A 19,411-nucleotide genomic window follows, 5' to 3' on the forward strand; every position below is an offset into this window, starting at 1 on the left:
GGCGTCGCTCGCCCTAGCTTCCTCCAAAGTTTCTCTTAAGGTTTCGCTCAATCTACCATGGCAGTTCAGTGGTTCCCAGGGCACATGCACCTGACCCGCCAAGCCATCGAAGACCGCATCAAGCAGGTGGATGTGGTCATCGAGATGGTGGATGCACGCTTGCCAGCTTCCAGTGCCAATCCGCTGTTGGCCCAGTTGACGGCCAAGCGACCTCGCTTGACGGTACTGAACAAACAAGATCTCGCTGATCCGGAGCGTACGGCGGAGTGGCTTGCCCATTACAACGCGCGAGAGGGCATGCGGGCCATCGCCTTGGATACGACCGATGGCCAAGCCGCACGACGCTTGATCGCGCCGTGCCAAGAGTTGGCCCCAGGTCGCGGCAGTCTTTCCAAGCCCTTGCGCGTGTTGATTTGCGGCATCCCAAATGTTGGCAAATCCACGCTCATTAACCGAATGATTGGCAAGAGCGCCGCCAAGGCCGCCGATGAGGCTGGGGTGACGCGCAAGGAACAACGCTACGTTCTCGAGGATGGCTTCTATCTGTTCGATACGCCTGGGGTGCTGTGGCCTCGCATCATCGTCGCTCAGAGTGGCTATCGTCTGGCCGCCAGCGGTGCCGTAGGGCGCAATGCCTTCGATGACGAAGAGGTCGCGCTTGAACTCTTGGACTATTTGAAGCTTGCCTATGCTCAACTACTGGCGACTCGTTATGGTTTGAAGGCCGGTCTCGACGATGAACGGGGACACGCGTTGGAAAGCGATGTCTTGCTGGAGACCATCGGCCGTTCTCGTGGAGCATTGATGTCCGGCGGCAAGATCAACTTGCAGAAAGCTGCTGAGTTGCTGCTGCATGATTTCCGGTCCGGTGCTCTTGGTCGCATCACCCTCGAAACCCCTTCGGAATTTGCTCGTTGGCTGGCCGAGGGCAAGAAACTTGACGCTGAGCGCCAGTTACGCAAGGAGGCGCTGGCCGAGGAGGGGCATATCCGTGCGCGCCCCTCAACTAGAAAAGCGCCATCCAAGAAACCTCTTCCGAAAAGATCCGCGTGGTGAAGCTGCTCCTACCCCAACAACTCCAGATCGCGCCTGACCGCCTAGACCCGAATCCTCTGGTCATTTACCACGCGCGTTGCCCGGATGGATTCGGCGCGGCGCTGGCAGCTTGGCTGTTTTATCAAGGACAGGCAGAGTTCCGCGCTTGCGACCATGGCGACGTGCGCACCGTTGACGACTTGCCCGCGCTCGAAGGGCGCGCTGTCTACATCCTCGATTTTTCGTTTGCACCAGATCTTCTGGGCGATATTGAACGCCGGGCCGCCAAGTTGGTGCTCTTGGATCATCACAAAAGTGCTGCCGAGAAACTGACGGGCTTCGCCTGCAGGTGCGGCGCTGTGCACTTCGATATGCAGCGGTCGGGAGCACGTCTGGCCTGGGACTACTTCCAATCGGATCGCTCGGCTCCAGCACTGGTTCGCTATATCGAAGACAGGGACCTCTGGAACTGGGCCTATCCTGAAAGCGCGGCCTTTCTGGCCGCCCTGGACATGGAACCGATGGAGTTCGACCGTTGGGCGGAAATTTCACGTTATGACGATGCCCAGCTCCGAGAATTCATGTCCCGAGGCCAAGCGATGGACGAGAAGTTCCGTAAGCTGGCGCAGGACATGGCCATGAATGCTGAGCCGATTGTCTTCAACGGTCATGCGGGCTTGATGCTCAACGCCCCAGGTGCCTTTCACAGCCTGCTGGGTGACATCCTGTCCCGTCAAAGCGGTACTTACGCCCTGTTGTGGTCGGCTGGCAAAGGCGGCGTCGTGAAAGTGGGTCTGCGGTCCCAAAAAGAATTTGATTGCATTCCACTGGCAGAAAGCATGGGCGGCGGCGGCCATGCCCAAGCCTGTGGCTTTCGGATGAGAGCCGAACGGCTGCCGGAACTGCTTACGGGGGTATTTAACCCCTGAAACAGGTCGGTTACAGCCCAGGGGTTGATGGCCGCTTAAAATGGAAAAACCGTTTCAAGGAGACCCACCATGGACATCAGCGCCAATACCGGGGCCGAGCAGGCCGCACTTTCCTCAGGGCAAGTGGCTTGGCAGGCCCAGGTCTACACCAAGAAAAAGTCGGAAGACATCGTCGAGCAAACCGTGGGCACCTTGCTGTCCTCGGTGCCTCAGATGGGGTCGCAGCCGCTGGCCTCCTCGGGCACGCTCGGCACTCGGCTGAACGCCTACGCCTGAGCAAATCGATATCCGACGCATCGCGTTGATACGGCTGGCTGAATGCCAGCCGTTTTTCATGGCGGCTTTTGGAAAACCCCAGGTTTCTCGACGACCTCGTCGGCAGATCAGTAACCCTCTTGCAGGATCACGTCCGAGCAGGGGTAGGCTGCACAAGGCAGCACATAACCCTCTTCCTTTTCTTCCCTGCTCAGGCCTGGCCACTCAATGTCATAGCGTACGCGGCCGCTGAGCAAGCGTCCGACACAAGTGCGGCAGGTGCCGTTGCGGCAGGAACTGGGCCATGGGATGCCCGCCGTCTCCATCGATTGCAGCAGAGTCCGGTTGCTCCAGGCCTCGAATGGCTGACGCTCTTGCGGGGTGAAGGCATCCTGGCAGGAACCCTGGTGGCGCTGAAGGTTGGGAGCGTCTTCCATGTGCTCGAACGCGGGATTGAGGGGAAATCGTTGCCAATTCAGCGCGTGGATCCGCCGCTCAAAAGCGTGGAATTGTAGGCTCTGCTTGCCCTTTTGCGCCCTATGAAGTCAACGGTGGTGCTAGCATGCCACTCCAATAGTTTCGCCTACACGCTTTTCCGTAGAAGACTCATGAAGATCAGCCGTTTTGGTGTCGTTTCCATCGTTGTCGTCGCCATCGTCGCCGCGGCTGCTTGGTACTTCCGCCCTCGTACCGAAGATGCTCCCTCTACTCCCGTGCAGGACGCATCCAATCCCACATTCGTTGGGTCCGCGCCCCAGGCGTCCAAAAGCCCGGCCTTGACTCCGGTGACGCCTGCGCCTCCCATCCGTCATCCCGTCCAGGCCATTGAACAGAATCAGCCAGAGTCTGCCGTCGCCAAGGTTCGCTCCCTGCCGACGCTGGAAGAGTCTGATCCGCGTCTCAAGGAAGACCTGGGCACGCTGCTGGGCCGCAAGAAGGTTGAACAGTTCTTCCTCCTGGATAACTTCGTGCGCCGCGTCGTGAGCACCGTGGACAACCTTGGCCGTGACCATGCGCCGCCCATGATGTGGCCAGTGCATCCCTCGCCCGGGCGTTTCTCCACCTTGCCCCGCTCCGACGGCGAGATCATCAATCCCGACAACGGCCAGCGCTACAGCGCCCTCGTGCAGTTCATCGAGACCGTCAATCCGCGCCAAGTGGTGCAGCTTTACGTGAGCCTCTACCCGCTGTTCCAGCAGGCTTATGTCGAGATGGGCTATCCCCAGGGGTACTTCAATGACCGGCTGATCGCGGTCATTGACCAACTGCTCGCCACACCCATCGTCGAGGAGCCCCTGCACGTCGCGCTGGTGAACGTGAAAGGACCCTACCAGTCGGAGCGCCCCTGGACACGGTACGAGTTCGTTGACGAGAAGCTTGAATCTCTCTCGGCAGGCCAGAAGATTCTGTTGCGCACCGGCCCCACCAACCACCGCCGTCTGCGCGCCAAGCTGGTTGAGTACCGCAACCTGCTGACCAAGGCCGCCATGCCGGCCGCTGCCAAGCAGTAAGGACTCAGCCCTTCGCCCGCAGCCCCTGGGCCAGCGCTCCCAGCGCGATGCCGGTCAGGGCCCAGAGCAAGTCCAAGTTGCCGGTTCCGAGCCCTGCGATCGCCGGGCCTGGGCACACACCACACAGTCCCCAACCCAGCCCGAACAAAGCGGCGCCTAGCCAGGTGTCGCGGTTCCAAACGCTGGGGTGTTGGCCAAACGTTCCGCCGAGTAGGGGGCGCGCCAGCCAGCGCGGCGCGCCCTGGTAGGCCAGCAGCACGACCAGCACCGCGCCGCCCATCACCAGCATCAAGCCCCAGTCCTGCAGGCGCAGGAAACTCAGCACCACCTCTGGCCTCACCATGCCAGAAAGCGACAGGCCGAAACCAAACAGCGCACCCGCAGCCAGGGTGGCCAGCGGTGCGGCGAGCGGATGTTTGAAGTTGGCTGTGTTCATGCGAATCTCGCTGACAGGTAGGCGACCGCATTGGCCGTGAGGAAAGCCGTGGCCATGAAGGTCAGCACCGCACCCAGGGAAGACAGTTGCAGCGAGCCCAGGCCGCAGATGCCATGCCCTGACGTGCAACCGTTCGACAGCCGCGCGCCATAGCCGACAAAAAATCCGCCCAACAGCAGCTGCCAGGCTGGTACGCGCGTGCTCAGCGCAGTGCCGTCGCTGAAGCCCAGCCACCAGGCCAGGGCGCCCACGATCAGCCCCGCCGCGTACACTAGGCGCCAGCCGCGCGTCTCGACATAGCGCGCGGCCTGGAAGTAGGGGCGGCGCACCAGCCAAGACCAAGTGCTGGAAAACACCGAACTCATGCCGCCAATGCGGCCCGTGCAGACGAACAGCAGCGCCGTGCCCGCGCCGACCAGCAGGCCACCGGCCAGGTAGTGCTCCCAACCCGTGGGAAAGAGCGTGTTCAGAAGGGGGGTACTCATGTGTGTCTGTGTCGAACTGGAGAGGTCGGCTGATCAGGGTGAGGTTTCTCGACCGGATTATCTGGCTTGCTATGTGGCTTGCCACACCAGCAGCAAATTGTTGGCGGGCAGTGCGTGTCGGGCCACCAGCTGCAGCCCGGCGTCTTGGGCCTCCTGTTCCACCGCCTCGCGGCGACGCAAGCCCCAATCGGGGTTGCGCGCGCGCAGGGTGGCGTCGAAGGTCAAGTTGCTGTCGGCGGTGGGCACGTCGTCCTCCAGGTAGGGACCGTAAATCACCAGCTGCCCACTCGGTGCGAGGTGCTGGGCGGCGCCTCGCATCAGCGCCCCGCAACAGGCCCAGGGCGCGATGTGCAACAGGTTGGCGCAATAGATCAGGTCAAAGTGCGCGCGCTCCAGGGGCCACGATTCTTGTCGCACGTCCAGCAGGCGCGGTGCCTCCACACGCTCTTGCAGGTCCTCGGGCAAGCCTGCCTGGACATGCGCTATCAGCTCGGCGAAATGCGTGTCCCGCAGGTCCGTGGGTAGCCAGGTCCAGCCGGGCAGATGCTGAGCAAACCAGGCCACATGTTGGCCGGTGCCGCTGGCGATTTCCAGCGCACGGCCGTGTGCGGGCAGCAAGCCGCGCAGCGTGTCCAGGATGGGGTGCTTGTTGCGTTCGGCTGCCGCGCTGAGGGCGCTGCGGGCGGCGCTGTTAAGAGGCGGCACTGTCAGTCACCATTTGACCCCGTCCTGCGTCCTTCGCGCGGTACAGCGCCGCGTCGGCCCGCGCCAGTGACCGCTCCAGCGTGGTGTCGTCGTCGCGGTGGAGCGTGTGGCCAGCGCTGTAGCCCACGGCAACGGGCATGGTCTCTTGCCGTGTTAACTCCGCGCGCAGACGCTGGTCAAAGGCACGCGCTGCGGCGGTGTCGGCATTGTTGAGCAGCACCCAGAATTCCTCCCCACCCATGCGGGCGCACACATCGCCCGAGCGCAGGCAATGGCGCAGCGCCTGCGCGAATCGGCGCAGCACTTCGTCCCCCGCTTCGTGACCTTGCACGTCGTTGATCTGCTTGAAATGGTCCAGGTCCAGCACGAGCAGTGACAGCGGCATGTTGTCTCGCTGCGCCCGTCGCAGCACGCCCGCCGTCCGGGAGGCCCAGCCATTGCGGTTCAGCAGACCGGTCAGCGGGTCCGTGATGGCCAAGCGGTGCAACTGCTGCTCGGCCTCTTCGCGCCAGGCTCCCAGAATGGTCAGGGTGCCGAGCACCTGGGCAATATTGGCCCCGACCAAGGCGGCGATGTTCACCGGCGTGGGCGCACGGAAATAGGGATACAGCGCGGTGAACCAGCCGGCCAGGATGCCGCGGGTTGCGGTGAACCCGGCCATCACCACCAAGCAGCCAAACAGGGGGTAGCGCCAGGACGCACGACCGAAGTCGCTGTCTGTCGGGTACAGGCAGGCACGGGCCACGATGAGCATCTGCGCGGCCAACAGCAAATTTGCAAAGCTGACCCGCGCTGCGTAGCTCGAAAAACTCAGCGCGTAGCCGATGGGCATCAGCCAGACCATCACCCGCAGCGACCGCCTTAGGGGCCGACGCCCGAGCCAATTTTCCAGGGCGCGATAGAGTGCCCACTGGCTGTAGCTGATCAAGACCATCGCCAGGACAGAGAGCAAGAAATCTGGCGGCACGCTACCCCACACCGTCGAGATCAGCATGCAGAGCCATGCCAAGGCATTCAGGATCAGCGCCCGCCGACCCCAGGCCGCCGCCTTGCTCAGCCCCTGCCCCATGATGACTGGCAATGCAACGCCCATCACCAGCAAGTTGGCGACATTCATGAAGATGAGCGTGACGGGATCGAGCAGCATGCCTGCGAGGGTAAGAGAGGACGCCGAAGCAGTCTAATCCGTGCCAATTCTCAGGCTTGCCAGACCCCGAAACCCGCTGAGCGCAGATCAATGCCGATTTCCACCTCGCGCGCCTGCGCGTCTTCGTAGCGCATGGGGTTGAAGCCCTCGTACAGATCGGGCAGCAGGCGCAGGCCGTACTTCGTCACGTAGCTGTTGGCCTGGATGCCGGCCTTGTGCTTGTCGAAACGCACGTCCGGGTCCAGCCCCGTCATGCCGACGTAGACGCAGGGCTGGCCTTCCACATAGTCCGGGTTGTTCTTGCGAAAGCGCGGCTCCAGCAGCACGTCCTTCGACAGTTCGATGACGTAGACGTGGTAGTGGGGGCGGCCCATCGCAAGATCCGCACGTGCCTCAGTTCTTGGCCTCGTTGACGGGGATGCCGTATTCCTGCAATTTCTTGATGGCGGCTTGCACCAGTCGACTGCTCATGTTGGTGCCCTGGAATGCGTCCAGCAGCTCCTTGAACTTCTCAAAATCCGCCTTGGCCGCTTCCCGATTGGCCAGGCCTTCGTAGGCCAATCCGCGCAGGTAGTAGGTGAAGGGGAAATTGGGCTGTGCCGGTATCGCATCCGTCAGCACCTTCACGGCCTCTTCGTTGCGGCCCATCAGCTGCAGATTCCAGCCGATGGGGTATTGCGTGTTCATGCTTATGCGACGGGCCTGCTTGTCGAACACCTCCGCCTGGGCCAGCGTGGTCAACGCCTCCTGATACTGCTTCATCTCCCTGAGGTAGAGGGCCATGTTGACGAGGTCGCCATAGCCTTGGGCAGGGGAGATGGCAAAGGCGGCCTGCTGGTCTTTCAGGGCTGCCGGGAAGTTCTCCAGCGAGTAATGGGCCCAGGCACGGTAGATGAACGCCTGGCGACGCTGTTGATCGTTCTTGGCCGAGCCTTTGACGCATGCTTCCAGCAAGGGCAGGCTGTCCGCGTGCTTGCCGTTGGACACGGCGGCCTGGCCGGCCATGCATTGCTGGTAGATGGGATCGTTCTTGTCCGGAAAATCAAACCACACGTTGCGGATCGCCTGCAGCTTGCCCCAGGAAAAATCGCATTTCCTGCCGACCTCGGTCTTCTGCTCCGAGATGGGCACGCACCCGCCGGAAATCTTGACGCGTTTCAGCCCAGGCTGCTTCGACAGCGGGAACTCCAGGGCCGGGCCTTCGGGGATGATGTGTTCCAGTTCGACCTTCTCGACATAGTCATCCACCAGCACGAAGATGAGCTGATCGTTCAGGCTCAGCGAGAAATGGTAGTGCTGGAACAGCCCCGCCGGTCGATGGCAGAGGGACACGATGTTCTTGTCCACCACCTGATGCCGGCAGTCGGGCTTGTTGTCGTCCTGGGCCTGGCTCATCGTGGCGGCCAGGCACAGGCAGAGGGCCGCGGTCAGTTTCATCATGGTTGTGCTCCCATTGTTGCTGAGGGTAAGGGGCAGGGGCGCGTGCCGCGCGTCGGCCCGAGCTATTTTCCGACGATTTCAGCCATGAGAGCGTTGAGATCGCCGTGGACTTCGGCATCTCAGGCCAGTACGTCACCCGCGTTCTGGATCGGGCGGCCCTATTTCGCGGTTACCCGCTGGCTGCGCGCACCGACAACGGCCCTGAGTTCACAAGTCGACCGTTCCTAGCCCGGGCGCAGGCGCATGGCATTCGCCACATCCTGATCCAGCCGAGATGACCTATGCAGAATTGCTACATCGAGCGCTTCATCTACTGAGAACGTGCCGAGCCCGCGATCTTCGTTTCAAGCAGACTGCCGTCTGGAGCGGAGAGTGTGATGGACGGGTCTGGTCTCAGGTATCGATCAAAGAAAGCGAGAGTGAAGGCATTGGTTTCGGCGAATCCCCGATAGGGATCAACCGGCCCACTCAAGCCAAACCAGCCGATGATGGGTGTCCAGATCGGCGCATCTGTCCAGTTGATGTGAAACATCTGGTTCATGGACAGGTAGAAGGCATCGCCCCGATTGTTGGAAAACAGCGCGCGCTGACTGTCGACCGTATGTGCAATTTCAGCTTCGCTCCAGCCTCCAGCGGCCTCACGCTCGCGCCGCATCACGTCCGCGTCACGAGAAATGATCGCCAGGGGCTGCGTCAAACCTTGCTTCACCACATCGCGGGTATGTCCAGAGTCAACGGCGAGGCAGGCGCGGAACCGCTCGTCCACAAGGCAGGAATGCGCAGCAATGTAGCCACCGAGTGACATCCCGAATATGCCCGCCCGATTCGGATCGACAGTACTGGGAAAATTCAATCCAATCTGATCGAGCACGAAGCTCATGTCCTGGGCAAGGTAGGGAATGATGCCTCCCGGCAAATTGACCCCGTTCAAGCTTGGCGAGGCTGCCCCGTTGTCTGAGAGCGACATCGGCATGTAGCGGTCAAAGTCGGCCTTGCTCGCCATCAGAGGGATCACCGCCCCGTTTTCCAACACCGTTGCCGCTGCGGTACCAGGTTGATCCATTCCCACCACGACATAGCCGTGGGACACCAGGTGTTCGATCCAGAACAGGTTGGCGTTGCGAAAGCCGCTGAAGCCGGTCGGATTGATCAGGACCGGAAAGCGCCCCTGGGCCGGTTGCGCATCGGTGACGGCATGGGTCGGTGCGTTCTGGATGTTCCTGAACACGAACGCGGGCAGGTGCAGCCGCTCAGCAAGAGCAGCCGTAATAGCTGGTTGATCGATATATGGCTGTAGCGTTCCTGGTGTGTTTGCTGGATACCAGACCTGGATCGTCAAGCGGCGTCGATCTTCGGAATCGGCTGTGAACGGCTCGGGTCTTGTCACATCCGTCCACTGGAAGACCTTGGTGCCGATGGGGTGAGGACCGGTCGGCTGCGGGAAATGTGGCGTGGGAAAAAAAGTCACCCACAGAGCAACTCCGATGGCCACCAACACCACCAAAAAGACCGCGACCCATCTGTTCATGTTCATCCCCACGCTCGTGATCGCTACCTTGACCCTGTTGGAACTTGGTTAAGTTCTCATATCCAGAATCGAATCCAGATATGCGGGACAGATTGCTGATTATGGGCGGCGCAGCGTGCCCGCCAGGTCCGTGCCTGGGGCGATGGTGTTGAACACCGTGCCGTACTTCTTCACGTTCTCGTGCAGCAGGGCCAGGCGCTGGTCGCTCTCGTCCGTGTCCACGATGATCTCGTAGCGGATGCGCTCCAGCCTGGGCGGCACGTCCTGGCGCACGCCGTCCACCACCTCCACGCCACGCAGCTGGAACTTCAGCATCGGCGTCACGCGCTCGATGCCCTTGACCATGCAGGCCGTCAGCGCGGCCAGCAACAGCTCGGCCGGGTTGAAGGCCTGGGGGTTGCCGGCCAGGTCCGTGTCCAGCGCGATCTCGGCGTTCTTGCAGACGGCGCGGCTGAGGTGGGCGTCCACGCGCCGGGTTTCGACGTGGAAGCTCATCTTGGCGGTGGGCGCGCTCATGGCCGGCGCCGTTCAGTGCTGCACGAAGCTGTAGCGCACGTCCTCGTTCTCCACCATCTCCAGGAAGTTGTCCAGCACCTCTTCGTCCTCGGTGCTGCGCCAGATGTCTTCCGGGTCGCTGGCAAACAGCGGCTCCACGGCCAGGTCCAGGTACTGGCCGTCCGGCAGCTTGAGCACCTGCGTGCCCTCCGAGGTGGGCACGATCTCCCAGTCGTCCGGGACGGCGAGTTCGAGCTGGATGGTGACGCGGAGTTGTTTCATGATGCTGGCCCTTGTGTAGGGTGCCAGCTTAGCTGAAGACGGGTTGCTTCCGCGATCCAGAAGCTTTCCACCGTTCGAGCACGGCCAAAGCAAGTTCAGATATTGACCTATATAGCTAACAGCATACTTATCGATAGTTCGAGGCTATAAATCAATGACCGTGTGTGTAGCAAACATGTCATTGAATATCTAGCTCATTGCGGTTGTGACAGGATCCATGGAATCAGAATGGCTAGATCAGAATCACTGGCTTGCGGGTTCGCAGGCATGGGAAAAGAACCATAGACACCTGAATTGCTACCGCTTTTTACTCGACTTTCCAGTACACCGGGGGCGGGAGGACTATTCCGATAGCGCTCGGCTATGCGTTCGAAAGATGGAAAACCGACGCTGTAACCAGTGCCAGTCACCGCGTGGCAGGCAAGGCAGTTCTTGGCCTGTGCAAGCTGCATGGGGTCAGTGATGGGCGGCGGCGGCGTGTTGCAGATACCGGCGACAATAGGAGCCCAAGTACCGTTGCTCTGGCAATTCATGATTTGTCCTCCTTGCAGGCCCGGAGTGGTGTTGGTGACGGACACTGTATTTCCAGCGCCCGTCAGAGAAACCGACCCTGAGCAAGTGTTGGCTCCGGAGGTCCAATTGATCGTCTGTGCTGGGCAAGTGACCGGGACGTAAGAGGTGCTGCATGTGCCTCCTGCCTGCACGGACCAGGAACCGTTTTGGCAGATGGCTGTTGTTGCACCACTAATACCGCCGAAAGAGTACGTCAGAGCGATGCTGCGTCCCGACGCGGTAGGTACAGTGGACGAGTGGCAAAAATTGGACGTGGAGCTCCAACCTAATGCCGTGGCACCAACACAAGGTTCTTCCGGTGCTGATGGCAGCGACGGTACCCGTTTGGCCCATACCGTGGATGATAGGCTCACGGGGAAACCTTCATTGTCATAGGCAGTCTCGTCGCCGTCATAGAGGTTGTCATCCTTGAGACGCCAAAGGTCGCTTGTATAGAACCCAGTGGCCAGAATTCGCGGAATTTTCAAACGGAGCACACTGCCTAACAGGACTGTGTCCGAGGTCGGACCGGCACTGTAGCTGACGTTACCGGAAGTCATTAACTCTAAGATGACCTTGTGCGCAGCGCCTCCCGCAATGGATTTTTCCGATACAAGGTAGAGGTGGCTACTGCCAACGTTGTAAGAGACAGCCCCCAGAGCGGTACCTGTGCAGGCATTGTCGTCGTAGAAGTCAAAGCGGCCGCTCAAACTCGCGACGCTACTTTCAGTTTGCAGAGCCACTGTGAAAACCAACTTCGCGTAAAGCGGACTACCGGTTTCGTAATTGCTGCCGTCAGGTACAGCTGAACATTCGCTGACATAGTGGCCGTTGTACAGCCGGGCATCGAGTTCAGGGCTCTGCGGAGTAGTGGAATTACTGCCGTCGCCGCTCCCTGTGTTGCCATCGCTACCACCTCCACAACCCATCACCAAGGCCGCAAGTGTTGCCGCGGCGTACCCCCAGAATCGCCTCACAGACATTCCTCCTTTTGGGTTTTATGAGCCTTACTTGTTCCAAGAATCCTTGAGCCCGGTGACTCTATTGAACACCGGCTTACCCGCCCCGTGGTCCTTGCGATCCGCCACGAAGTAGCCATGCCGCTCAAACTGGAACTTCTCGTCCGGTTTCGCGCTGGCCAATGAGGGCTCCACATAAGCGGTGACGGTCTTGAGGCTGTCGGGGTTGAGGCTGGCGAGGAAGTCCTTGCCGCCCGCGTCGGGTTGCGGGTCGGTGAACAGGCGGTCGTAGAGGCGCACTTCGGCGGCGATGCCGTCGTTCACGCCGACCCAGGTGATGACGCCCTTGACCTTGATGGCATCGGCGCCCGGTGTGCCACTCTTGGTGTCGGGGATGAGTTCGGCGTGCACTTCGGTGACTTGGCCGCTCGCATCCTTGACCGCGCCCTTGCACTCGATGACGTGGCCGTACTTCAGGCGCACTTTGTTGCCGGGGAACAAACGGAAGAAGCCCTTGGGCGGCGTTTCTTCGTAGTCACCGCGCTCGATCCAGAGTTCCTTGCCGAACTTGAACTGGCGCTGGCCGCGCTCGGGGTGGTGCGGGTGGACGGGGGCGTGGCAGTCGTCGAGCTTGCCCACAGCAGCTTGACTGCTGTCTTCCGGTACACCCATGACCTCATCCCAGTTCGTGATGACCAGCTTCACCGGGTCCAGAACGACCATGGCACGTGCGGCCTTCGGGTCCAAGTCTTCGCGCAGGCAGGCATCCAGCGTGCCGTAGTCGATCCAGGAATAGTCCTTCGTCACGCCGATGCGTTCGGCGAAGAGCTGGATGCTGTCGGGCGTGTAACCACGGCGGCGCAGGCCGACGATGGTGGGCATGCGCGGGTCGTCCCAGCCGGTCACATGGCCTTCGTTCACCAGTTGCGCCAGCTTGCGCTTGCTGGTGATGACGTAGGTCAGGTTGAGCCGCGCGAATTCGTATTGGCGGGGCTGGGGGCTGTTGATCAGGCCACCTTCGCGCAGGCGGTCCAGCAGCCAGTCGTAGAAGGGGCGTTGGTCTTCGAACTCCAGCGTGCAGATGCTGTGGGTGATGTTTTCCAGCGCGTCCTCGATGGGGTGCGCGAAGGTGTACATCGGGTAGATGCACCAGGTGTTGCCGGTGTTGTGGTGCTCGGCGTGCTTGATGCGGTAGATGGCCGGGTCGCGCAGGTTGATGTTGGGCGAGGCCATGTCGATCTTGGCGCGCAGCACCGCCGCGCCATCGGGCAGCTTGCCGTCGCGCATTTCGCGAAAGCGCGCCAGGTTCTCTGCGGGCGTGCGGCTGCGGAAGGGGCTGTCCTTGCCGGGCGTGGTGAAGTCGCCGCGGTTGGCGCGCATTTGCTCGGGCGTCTGCTCGTCCACGTAGGCCTTGCCGGTCTCGATCAGGTGCTCGGCCGCGCGGTACATGAAGTCGAAGTAGTTGCTGGCGTAGTAGCGGTGTTCCACGTTCACACCGTTGTACGTCGCGTTCCAGTCAAAGCCCAGCCATTGCACGGCGTCGCTGATGCTGTCGACGTATTCCTGTTCTTCCTTCTCGGGGTTGGTGTCGTCGAAGCGCAGGTGGCAGATGCCGCCGTAGTCGCGCGCCAGGCCGAAGTTCAGGCAGATGCTTTTGGCGTGGCCCACGTGCAGGTAGCCGTTGGGTTCGGGCGGGAAGCGGGTGCGGATCTTCGCCGGGTCGGGCTGCCCCGCCTGCTGCGTGGCTGCGTCACCGGGTTGACCGGCCCAGCGGCGCGCGGCATAGGTGCCCGCCTTCAGGTCGTTTTCAATGATCTGGCGCAGGAAGTTGCTGGGGGCCTGGGGGGACGGACTGGTCTTGGCGACGTCGTTCTTGGACGGTTCCGGCTGGGAGGCTGCGTTGTTGTGTGGGGCGCTCATTGGGGCAGGGAAGAAACGACGAGAGTAGACGGGCGAGAGTAGACGGCCAAAACCGCGTGGTTCCGCGCGGGGCGCGGCAATCCGCAGGATTTTATGACGCGGCCGTCACACAGGGACGGCCCTGCCTAGGCAAGGTCAGCGGCATTTGTATCGCGGGGGCAAGGCTGGTATGCTGCGCCGCGTCGCGGACCTCCCCCGCGACAAACCGCGCCAGCCTCGCCAAGGGGGCGGGCGCGGTCTTTGACGGCGCTTACCCAAGCGCCGTTTTTTCTGGTGAGGCTTCTTTTTGGGCAGATTGCGCGCGTGGATGCACTACTTTTGTTGAAGGCCGCCCTGATGGGCGTCGTTGAGGGCCTGACCGAATTCCTTCCCATCTCCAGCACGGGGCACTTGATCTTGGCGGGCAGCCTCTTGGGCTTTCACGACGAGAAGGCTAAGGTGTTCGACATCGCCATCCAGACCGGGGCGATCTTCGCGGTGATCCTGGTCTATTGGCAGAAGATCCGCGCCACGTTGGTCGAGCTGCCCACGCAGGCGCGAGCAAGGCGCTTCGCGCTCAATGTGCTGATCGCCTTCTTCCCCGCCGTGTTGCTGGGCCTGCTGGCAGGCAAGGCCATTCAGGCGCACCTGTTCACGCCCGAGGTGGTGGCCACCACGTTCATCCTGGGAGGCTTCGTCATTCTCTGGGCTGAGCGGCGCCAAGCCCGCCTCGCCGCCTTGCCGCTGACGCAGGGCACCCGCGCGCCCTTGGTGCAAGACGTGGACGACATGCGCTGGCAGGACGCGCTCAAGGTTGGCCTCGTGCAGTGCCTGGCCATGGTGCCGGGCACCAGCCGCAGCGGCGCCACCATCATCGGCGGCATGTTGCTGGGCCTGTCTCGCAAGGCCGCGACCGATTTTTCTTTCTACCTCGCCATGCCCACGCTCATTGGCGCGGGGGCCTACAGCCTCTACAAGGAGCGTGCCCTGCTGAGCTTGGCGGACGTGCCGATGTTCGGCGTGGGCTTGTTGTTCTCTTTCATCAGTGCCTGGCTCTGCGTGCGGTGGCTGCTGCGCTTCATCGCCACCCACAGCTTCGTGGGCTTCGCCTGGTACCGCATCGTTTTCGGCCTGATCGTGCTGGGCACGGCCTGGAGCGGTGTGGTGGAGTGGCGCGCGGCTTGAGGGGCCTGCGCGGCACGCAAAGGCCTGGAATCGACCAGGCCTTTTTCTCGGCTAAAATATTGCGCGCAATTTGATTGCGTCAACTTTTTCAACGCCTCGCGAGGAAATCCCCATGTCCGAACTGCAGCAACTGAGCGCCCTGTCCTTGGGCGGTAAGCCCGTGTCCCTGGGGGACTATCAAGGCAAGGTGGTGTTGGTGGTCAACACCGCCAGCCAATGCGGCTTCACCCCCCAGTACGCGGGCCTGGAGCAGCTCTACAAACAGTACAAGGACCAGGGCCTGGTCATCCTGGGTTTTCCGTGCAACCAGTTCGGCCAGCAGGAGCCGGGCGGCGCCAAGGAGATCGCCGAGACCTGCGAGATCAACTACGGCGTGAGCTTCCCGATGTTTGCCAAGGTGGACGTCAACGGCCCGCAGGCGCACCCGCTGTTTCAGTGGTTGACGGCCAAGCTGCCGGGTTGGTTCGGTCGGCGCGTGAAGTGGAACTTCACCAAGTTCCTGATCGGCCGTGATGGCCAGCCCATCAAGCGCTTTGCCCCGATCACCAAACCGGCTCGCCTGGAGTCGCAGGTGCGCCGCGCGCTCGGCTTGTCCTGAACTTGGCCAGTCTGGTCGAGGCGGTGCGGAGTGTTCAGGCCGCCTCCAGCCAGAGCTTGTCCAGGTTGGGGAAGTTCCACTGTTCTGGGTTCTCGCGCGACACGATGCGCACCGGGCAATCCGCGCTGGCGAGGTTGAAGGTCTGCGGTGGAATGCGCCGGTCCCGTTCCACCGAGTAGAAGGCACGGATGATGGGCTTGGTCAGCGCCTGCTCCGACTGGTCGACCACGATGCCGAGCATCAGTCCCGAAGGCGCGCCGGGGCTGCTGGCGTTGAGCCGCAGCAGTGAGCCGATCGGGTAGATTCCCACGCTCTTGACGAAGGCCTGGAACACGCGCTGGTCAAAGTGCCCGCCGGCCCACTCGGCCATCTTGTGGAGGGACTCCGCGGGGTCCCAGCCGTTCTTGTAGGGGCGGTTGGAGGTGATGGCGTCGTACACGTCGCACACGGCGCCCATCTTGGCGTACAGGCTGATCTCTTCGCCCTTGAGGCCATGCGGATAGCCGGTGCCATTGATTTTTTCGTGGTGGTGCAGCACGACGTCCAGCGCCTCGGGCGGGAGGTTTTGCATGCCGCTCAGGATGTCGTAGCCCTGGGCCGGGTGCCCGCGCATGATGGCGAATTCGTCTTCGGTCAGCTTACCCGGCTTGTCCAGCACTTCCTTGGGCATCTTGGCCTTGCCCACGTCATGCAGCAGCCCGGCCATGCCGGCTGTTTCCGTCTGCCGGTCGTCCAGCCCGAGCTGTCGCGCCAAGGCGATCATCAAAGCGCAGACCGCCACCGAATGCATGTAGGTGTAGTCATCCGCCGTCTTGAGCCGGGCCATGCTGATCAGGGCGCTGGCATTGCGGTTGATCGACTGCGAAATCTGCTCTACCAGCTGGTGGGCGTTGCGAGTGTCGACGGCGTGCCCCATGCGTGCCTCTTGGAACATGGACAGCACGGTGTGTTTGGCCTCGGCGCAAATCTGCGCGGCGCGCTGCAACTCGATGTGGATGGGTTCGCTGGGCCGTGAGCGCGAGGGTGGGTGGAGGCTGGCCCGAGGGGGCGGCGGGTCTTCCGCACCTGCATGGCTGTTCTCGCTTGCCCGCCCTTGCGCTGGCACATCCAGGCCCTTGCGGGTGTCGATCCAAACCTCGCGCACCTCGCTGGCGAGAATGCGTTCCAGGTCTTCGCGTTGATCGAGCAGGAAGCTGTTTCGCCAGAATGGGTGGTCGCTCCAAGATCCTCGCAACTCCTCAATCCACATTCCCAATTCAAGACGGTCGACACTGATGCACTTCAGCATGGATTCCTCGCCATTCCAGGGCGCCAGAGAGCAGAAAGATGGGTTTTTGTAGCCTAGGTTGGCCATTCTTATTGTTACACTTGTAACTATGCCTGTCTCTTTGTTGTTTGGCATCACCCAAAAGAATGATCGCCCGCGAAAAGCAGGGAATTGATCACATGCGTGCGAATAATCTCGACGCTTCCCCATGCCTGGACGGGGCTGTGGTCGCAGAGGCCGTGCGGGAGCACTACCGCAACCAGCCGATCGCCTTGTTCGCCAGTGCCGCCGCGTCGGCATTCACCGCCGTCATCGTGGCGCCTGCCACACCCTCCTGGGTGTGGGTGACTTGGCTGCTGTTGATGTACGCCCAGGTTGGCGTGCGCCTGCTGATGCTGCTGGCTTATCAGCGCGACCAACCGGACGAGGAGGCCATGGCCCGCTGGGGCCGCAGATCCAGCGTCGGGCAGTTGATGTCGGGCCTGGCTTGGGGGGTGGGAGCGTTGGTCCTCAACCCCACCGGGGCGATGGAGGTGCAACTGTTCCTGACGGTGATGATCGCCATGCTTGCGATCACCGCGGGCGGGGCGTTTGCCACGCTGCGCCCGGCCTTCCTGGCCTTTTACCTTCCGTGCATGCTTCCGCTGCCTTTTGCCTTGTTCGCGATCGGCGGCGACATCGGCCATGTCGCGGGCCTGACCCTGCTGATCTACACCTATTTCTTCGCGGTCTTCTCTCTGCGCGTGAACCGTCGCCTGCTCGAGTCCATACGGCTGCGCCTGGCGCAGACCGAGCTGGCCGAGCAGTTGGCCCAGCGCACCGCCGTGGCGGAAGCGGCGGCGGCGGACAAATCTCGCTTCCTGGCCGCGGCCAGCCACGACCTGCGCCAACCCTTGCACGCCCTGGCGCTCTTCGTGGATGCCCTCAAGTCCTGCCCGGACAACGCAACCGCGACCCGCGAGGCGCTGGTGCGCAACGTCGAGCAATCGTTGGGGGCGATGGACTCGCTCTTTCACGCCTTGCTGGATATTTCGAAACTGGACGCGGGCGTGGTGCGGCCGGTGTGGGCGTCCTTCCCCGTGCAGGCCCTGCTCGATGACGTGTTGCTGAACTTCAGCGGTCCGGCTCAGGCACAGGGGCTGCGTCTGATCGTTCATCCCAGCGCCGCCTGGGTGCGCGGGGACCGCGTGTTGTGTGGGCAGATGCTGGGCAACCTGGTGTCCAACGCCTTGCGCTACACGCGCCAAGGTGGCGTGTTGGTCGCTTGCCGCCGCGAGCGGCGCGGTGGGCGTGAGGGGCGCGACGGTGGTTGGCGCATCGTGGTCGTCGACACCGGCATCGGAATTGCGCCGGATCAATTGGACGAGGTGTTCAAGGAATTCGTCCAAATTGGGAATCCCGAGCGCGATCGCCGCCAGGGCCTGGGTTTGGGGCTGGCCATCGTGCGCCGCATCGCCGATCTGACGCGGATTCCAGTGCATGTGCGTTCATTGCCTGGTCGTGGGTCGACCTTCGGTTTCTCGCTGCCGCGCGCCGAGCCGCAGGCCACTGCGGCGCCCGCAGTGACCGCCAACGCGGTGGGCGATGCGACGCGGCGGCTCGAGGGGCAACTGACGGGGCGCCTGGTGGCCGTGCTCGACGATGAAATTCAGGTGCGCGAGGGCATGCGGGCCTTGCTGCAGAGTTGGGGAGCGCAGGTGGTGGCCGCGCCGACCAGCGCGGCCTTGATCGCCGAGCTGAACGCGCAAACCCGCGCGCCGGACCTGCTGGTGTGCGACTACCGTCTCCAGGGCGGAGCGAGTGGCATCACGGCCGTGCACGAGGTGCGGGAAGAGTTCAACAGCCCCATCCCCGCCTTGCTGGTCACGGGGGACACGGCCCCGGACCGCTTGGCGGAAGCCACCGCCAGCGGTCTGCCCTTGCTGCACAAGCCGGTGCCGCCCCGCGCCCTGCGCCGCATGCTCGCAGCGTTGGCTCGCCAGGGCGCGCAGGCCCATCTGGACAAGGCCTGAGCCTGGGTGCGTCGCCGCATTCAGCGGCGGACCGACTCAATCCTTGACGATCCCGCGCAAGCGTGATTCGACGACGGCCTGCGTGCGGCTCACCACGTTCAAGGCTTTGAAGATCGCCGAGATGTGCGTCTTCACGGTGTTGTGTGTGAGGTTCATCTCACGGGCAATTTCCTTGTTGGACAGACCTTGGCAGAGTCGAGCCAGCACCTGATGCTGCCGCTTGGTCAAGCCGTATTCGTCCGTTCCCCCGTTGCCGGGCTGCGGGGCCGTGTCCAAGATCGCATCCGCCATCGACGGTGGCGCGTAGACACCGCCTTCGAGCACGTGTCGCAAGGCGTTCAGCATGTCGGGTGGTGGCAAGGACTTGGGCACGAAGCCCTGTGCTCCGGCCGCCAGCGCGGCACGCGCGTCGGAGGGCTGCTCTGAACCCGAGACCATGGCGATGGGCGTGTCTGGCTGCCATTCGCGCAGCAGCCCGATGGCCGCCAGTCCGCTGATGCGCGGCAATTGCAGATCGACCAGGATGAGGCGCACGGCGCTGGGGTGGTTCTTCGCCATGGCCAAGCCAGACTCCACATCGCCCACCCCGGTGATGTCTGCGTCGGGCAGCAAGTGCCGCAGCAAGTGGGTCAGCGCCTCGCGAAACAAGGGATGGTCATCGATGACCAGGACGCGCTGTGGCGTTTGCATG

Annotated in this window: 21 protein-coding genes and 1 pseudogene; 8 read left to right on the forward strand and 14 right to left on the reverse strand. The window is 62.4% G+C overall.

Annotated elements, in window-relative coordinates:
• The first annotated feature begins 57 nt into the window (after window positions 1-57).
• The 3 genes from ylqF (at window position 58) to ACLBKS_RS13495 (ending at window position 2,240) form a co-directional block, all read left to right on the forward strand.
• A complete protein-coding gene (gene ylqF / locus ACLBKS_RS13485) occupies window positions 58-1,056 on the forward strand; it encodes a ribosome biogenesis GTPase YlqF (protein WP_410193327.1) in 999 nt (332 codons plus the stop codon).
• Window positions 1,050-1,964 (forward strand): DHH family phosphoesterase, encoded by a 915-nt coding sequence (locus ACLBKS_RS13490; RefSeq protein WP_410193328.1) that lies wholly within the window; start codon window positions 1,050-1,052, stop codon window positions 1,962-1,964. The genes ylqF and ACLBKS_RS13490 overlap by 7 nt, the downstream gene beginning before the upstream one ends.
• A 69-nt stretch (window positions 1,965-2,033) precedes the next feature.
• The gene (locus ACLBKS_RS13495; protein ID WP_410193329.1) at window positions 2,034-2,240 is read left to right on the forward strand and encodes a hypothetical protein; all 207 of its coding nucleotides are present in this window, start codon (window positions 2,034-2,036) and stop codon (window positions 2,238-2,240) included.
• A 107-nt stretch (window positions 2,241-2,347) separates the two neighbouring features.
• Here ACLBKS_RS13495 and ACLBKS_RS13500 read toward each other — a convergent pair whose 3' ends face one another.
• Window positions 2,348-2,656: a 2Fe-2S iron-sulfur cluster-binding protein gene (locus ACLBKS_RS13500; protein ID WP_410193330.1), complete on the reverse strand. Its 309-nt coding sequence runs from the start codon at window positions 2,654-2,656 to the stop codon at window positions 2,348-2,350.
• A 171-nt stretch (window positions 2,657-2,827) separates the two neighbouring features.
• Here ACLBKS_RS13500 and ACLBKS_RS13505 point away from each other — a divergent pair, with 171 nt between their 5' ends.
• Window positions 2,828-3,730 carry a DUF3014 domain-containing protein gene (locus tag ACLBKS_RS13505; RefSeq protein WP_410193331.1) on the forward strand — a complete coding sequence of 301 codons (903 nt, stop codon included), beginning with the start codon at window positions 2,828-2,830 and terminating at the stop codon, window positions 3,728-3,730.
• A 4-nt stretch (window positions 3,731-3,734) separates the two neighbouring features.
• Here the strand turns inward: ACLBKS_RS13505 and ACLBKS_RS13510 are convergent, their stop codons facing one another.
• The 6 genes from ACLBKS_RS13510 to ACLBKS_RS13535 all read right to left on the reverse strand — a co-directional run bounded on the left by ACLBKS_RS13510 (window position 3,735) and on the right by ACLBKS_RS13535 (window position 7,943).
• Window positions 3,735-4,166, reverse strand: a complete 432-nt coding sequence (locus tag ACLBKS_RS13510) for a DUF6691 family protein (RefSeq protein WP_410193332.1) — start codon at window positions 4,164-4,166, stop codon at window positions 3,735-3,737.
• Window positions 4,163-4,651, reverse strand: coding sequence for a YeeE/YedE family protein (locus ACLBKS_RS13515; protein WP_410193333.1), 489 nt, complete (start codon window positions 4,649-4,651; stop codon window positions 4,163-4,165). The genes ACLBKS_RS13510 and ACLBKS_RS13515 overlap by 4 nt, the downstream gene beginning before the upstream one ends.
• 69 nt (window positions 4,652-4,720) lie before the next feature.
• A complete protein-coding gene (locus ACLBKS_RS13520; RefSeq protein WP_410193570.1) occupies window positions 4,721-5,362 on the reverse strand; it encodes a DUF938 domain-containing protein in 642 nt (213 codons plus the stop codon).
• Window positions 5,343-6,503 carry a GGDEF domain-containing protein gene (locus tag ACLBKS_RS13525; RefSeq protein ID WP_410193334.1) on the reverse strand — a complete coding sequence of 387 codons (1,161 nt, stop codon included), beginning with the start codon at window positions 6,501-6,503 and terminating at the stop codon, window positions 5,343-5,345. Before ACLBKS_RS13525 ends, ACLBKS_RS13520 begins: the two co-directional genes overlap by 20 nt.
• 50 nt (window positions 6,504-6,553) lie before the next feature.
• A complete protein-coding gene (locus ACLBKS_RS13530; RefSeq protein ID WP_410193335.1) occupies window positions 6,554-6,877 on the reverse strand; it encodes a hypothetical protein in 324 nt (107 codons plus the stop codon).
• A 19-nt stretch (window positions 6,878-6,896) separates the two neighbouring features.
• Window positions 6,897-7,943, reverse strand: a complete 1,047-nt coding sequence (locus ACLBKS_RS13535) for a tetratricopeptide repeat protein (protein WP_410193336.1) — start codon at window positions 7,941-7,943, stop codon at window positions 6,897-6,899.
• Between the two features lie 71 nt (window positions 7,944-8,014).
• Between ACLBKS_RS13535 and ACLBKS_RS13540 the strand changes: the two are divergent.
• A pseudogene (locus ACLBKS_RS13540) lies at window positions 8,015-8,218 on the forward strand (DDE-type integrase/transposase/recombinase); the annotation flags it as partial.
• Between the two features lie 35 nt (window positions 8,219-8,253).
• Here ACLBKS_RS13540 and ACLBKS_RS13545 read toward each other — a convergent pair.
• From ACLBKS_RS13545 to ACLBKS_RS13565, 5 genes are all read right to left on the reverse strand, one after another.
• On the reverse strand, window positions 8,254-9,477 hold the full coding sequence (locus ACLBKS_RS13545) for an alpha/beta hydrolase family protein (protein ID WP_410193337.1): 1,224 nt from the start codon (window positions 9,475-9,477) through the stop codon (window positions 8,254-8,256).
• Window positions 9,478-9,570: 93 nt separating this feature from the next.
• Window positions 9,571-9,987: an OsmC family protein gene (locus ACLBKS_RS13550; protein ID WP_410193338.1), complete on the reverse strand. Its 417-nt coding sequence runs from the start codon at window positions 9,985-9,987 to the stop codon at window positions 9,571-9,573.
• Window positions 9,988-9,999: 12 nt separating this feature from the next.
• Window positions 10,000-10,248 (reverse strand): hypothetical protein, encoded by a 249-nt coding sequence (locus tag ACLBKS_RS13555; protein WP_410193339.1) that lies wholly within the window; start codon window positions 10,246-10,248, stop codon window positions 10,000-10,002.
• Window positions 10,249-10,442: 194 nt separating this feature from the next.
• Window positions 10,443-11,777, reverse strand: coding sequence for a c-type cytochrome (locus tag ACLBKS_RS13560; RefSeq protein ID WP_410193340.1), 1,335 nt, complete (start codon window positions 11,775-11,777; stop codon window positions 10,443-10,445).
• A 30-nt stretch (window positions 11,778-11,807) separates the two neighbouring features.
• On the reverse strand, window positions 11,808-13,679 hold the full coding sequence (locus tag ACLBKS_RS13565) for a glutamine--tRNA ligase/YqeY domain fusion protein (protein WP_410193341.1): 1,872 nt from the start codon (window positions 13,677-13,679) through the stop codon (window positions 11,808-11,810).
• A gap of 303 nt (window positions 13,680-13,982) precedes the next feature.
• Here ACLBKS_RS13565 and ACLBKS_RS13570 point away from each other — a divergent pair, with 303 nt between their 5' ends.
• Both ACLBKS_RS13570 and ACLBKS_RS13575 read left to right on the forward strand, forming a co-directional pair.
• Window positions 13,983-14,843: an undecaprenyl-diphosphate phosphatase gene (locus ACLBKS_RS13570; RefSeq protein WP_410193342.1), complete on the forward strand. Its 861-nt coding sequence runs from the start codon at window positions 13,983-13,985 to the stop codon at window positions 14,841-14,843.
• Window positions 14,844-14,955: 112 nt separating this feature from the next.
• The gene (locus ACLBKS_RS13575) at window positions 14,956-15,441 is read left to right on the forward strand and encodes a glutathione peroxidase (protein WP_410193343.1); all 486 of its coding nucleotides are present in this window, start codon (window positions 14,956-14,958) and stop codon (window positions 15,439-15,441) included.
• Window positions 15,442-15,475: 34 nt separating this feature from the next.
• Here ACLBKS_RS13575 and ACLBKS_RS13580 read toward each other — a convergent pair whose 3' ends face one another.
• The gene (locus ACLBKS_RS13580; protein ID WP_410193344.1) at window positions 15,476-16,729 is read right to left on the reverse strand and encodes an HD-GYP domain-containing protein; all 1,254 of its coding nucleotides are present in this window, start codon (window positions 16,727-16,729) and stop codon (window positions 15,476-15,478) included.
• A gap of 158 nt (window positions 16,730-16,887) precedes the next feature.
• Here ACLBKS_RS13580 and ACLBKS_RS13585 point away from each other — a divergent pair, with 158 nt between their 5' ends.
• Complete coding sequence (locus ACLBKS_RS13585) at window positions 16,888-18,720, forward strand: hybrid sensor histidine kinase/response regulator (protein WP_410193345.1); 1,833 nt, start codon at window positions 16,888-16,890, stop codon at window positions 18,718-18,720.
• 36 nt (window positions 18,721-18,756) lie between these two features.
• On the opposite strand, the gene ACLBKS_RS13590 is transcribed toward ACLBKS_RS13585, so the two are convergent.
• Window positions 18,757-19,410, reverse strand: coding sequence for a response regulator (locus ACLBKS_RS13590; RefSeq protein WP_410193346.1), 654 nt, complete (start codon window positions 19,408-19,410; stop codon window positions 18,757-18,759).
• Window position 19,411 lies beyond the last annotated feature (1 nt).

The organism is Hylemonella sp. W303a (assembly GCF_046452315.1).
Lineage (GTDB): Bacteria > Pseudomonadota > Gammaproteobacteria > Burkholderiales > Burkholderiaceae_C > Hylemonella.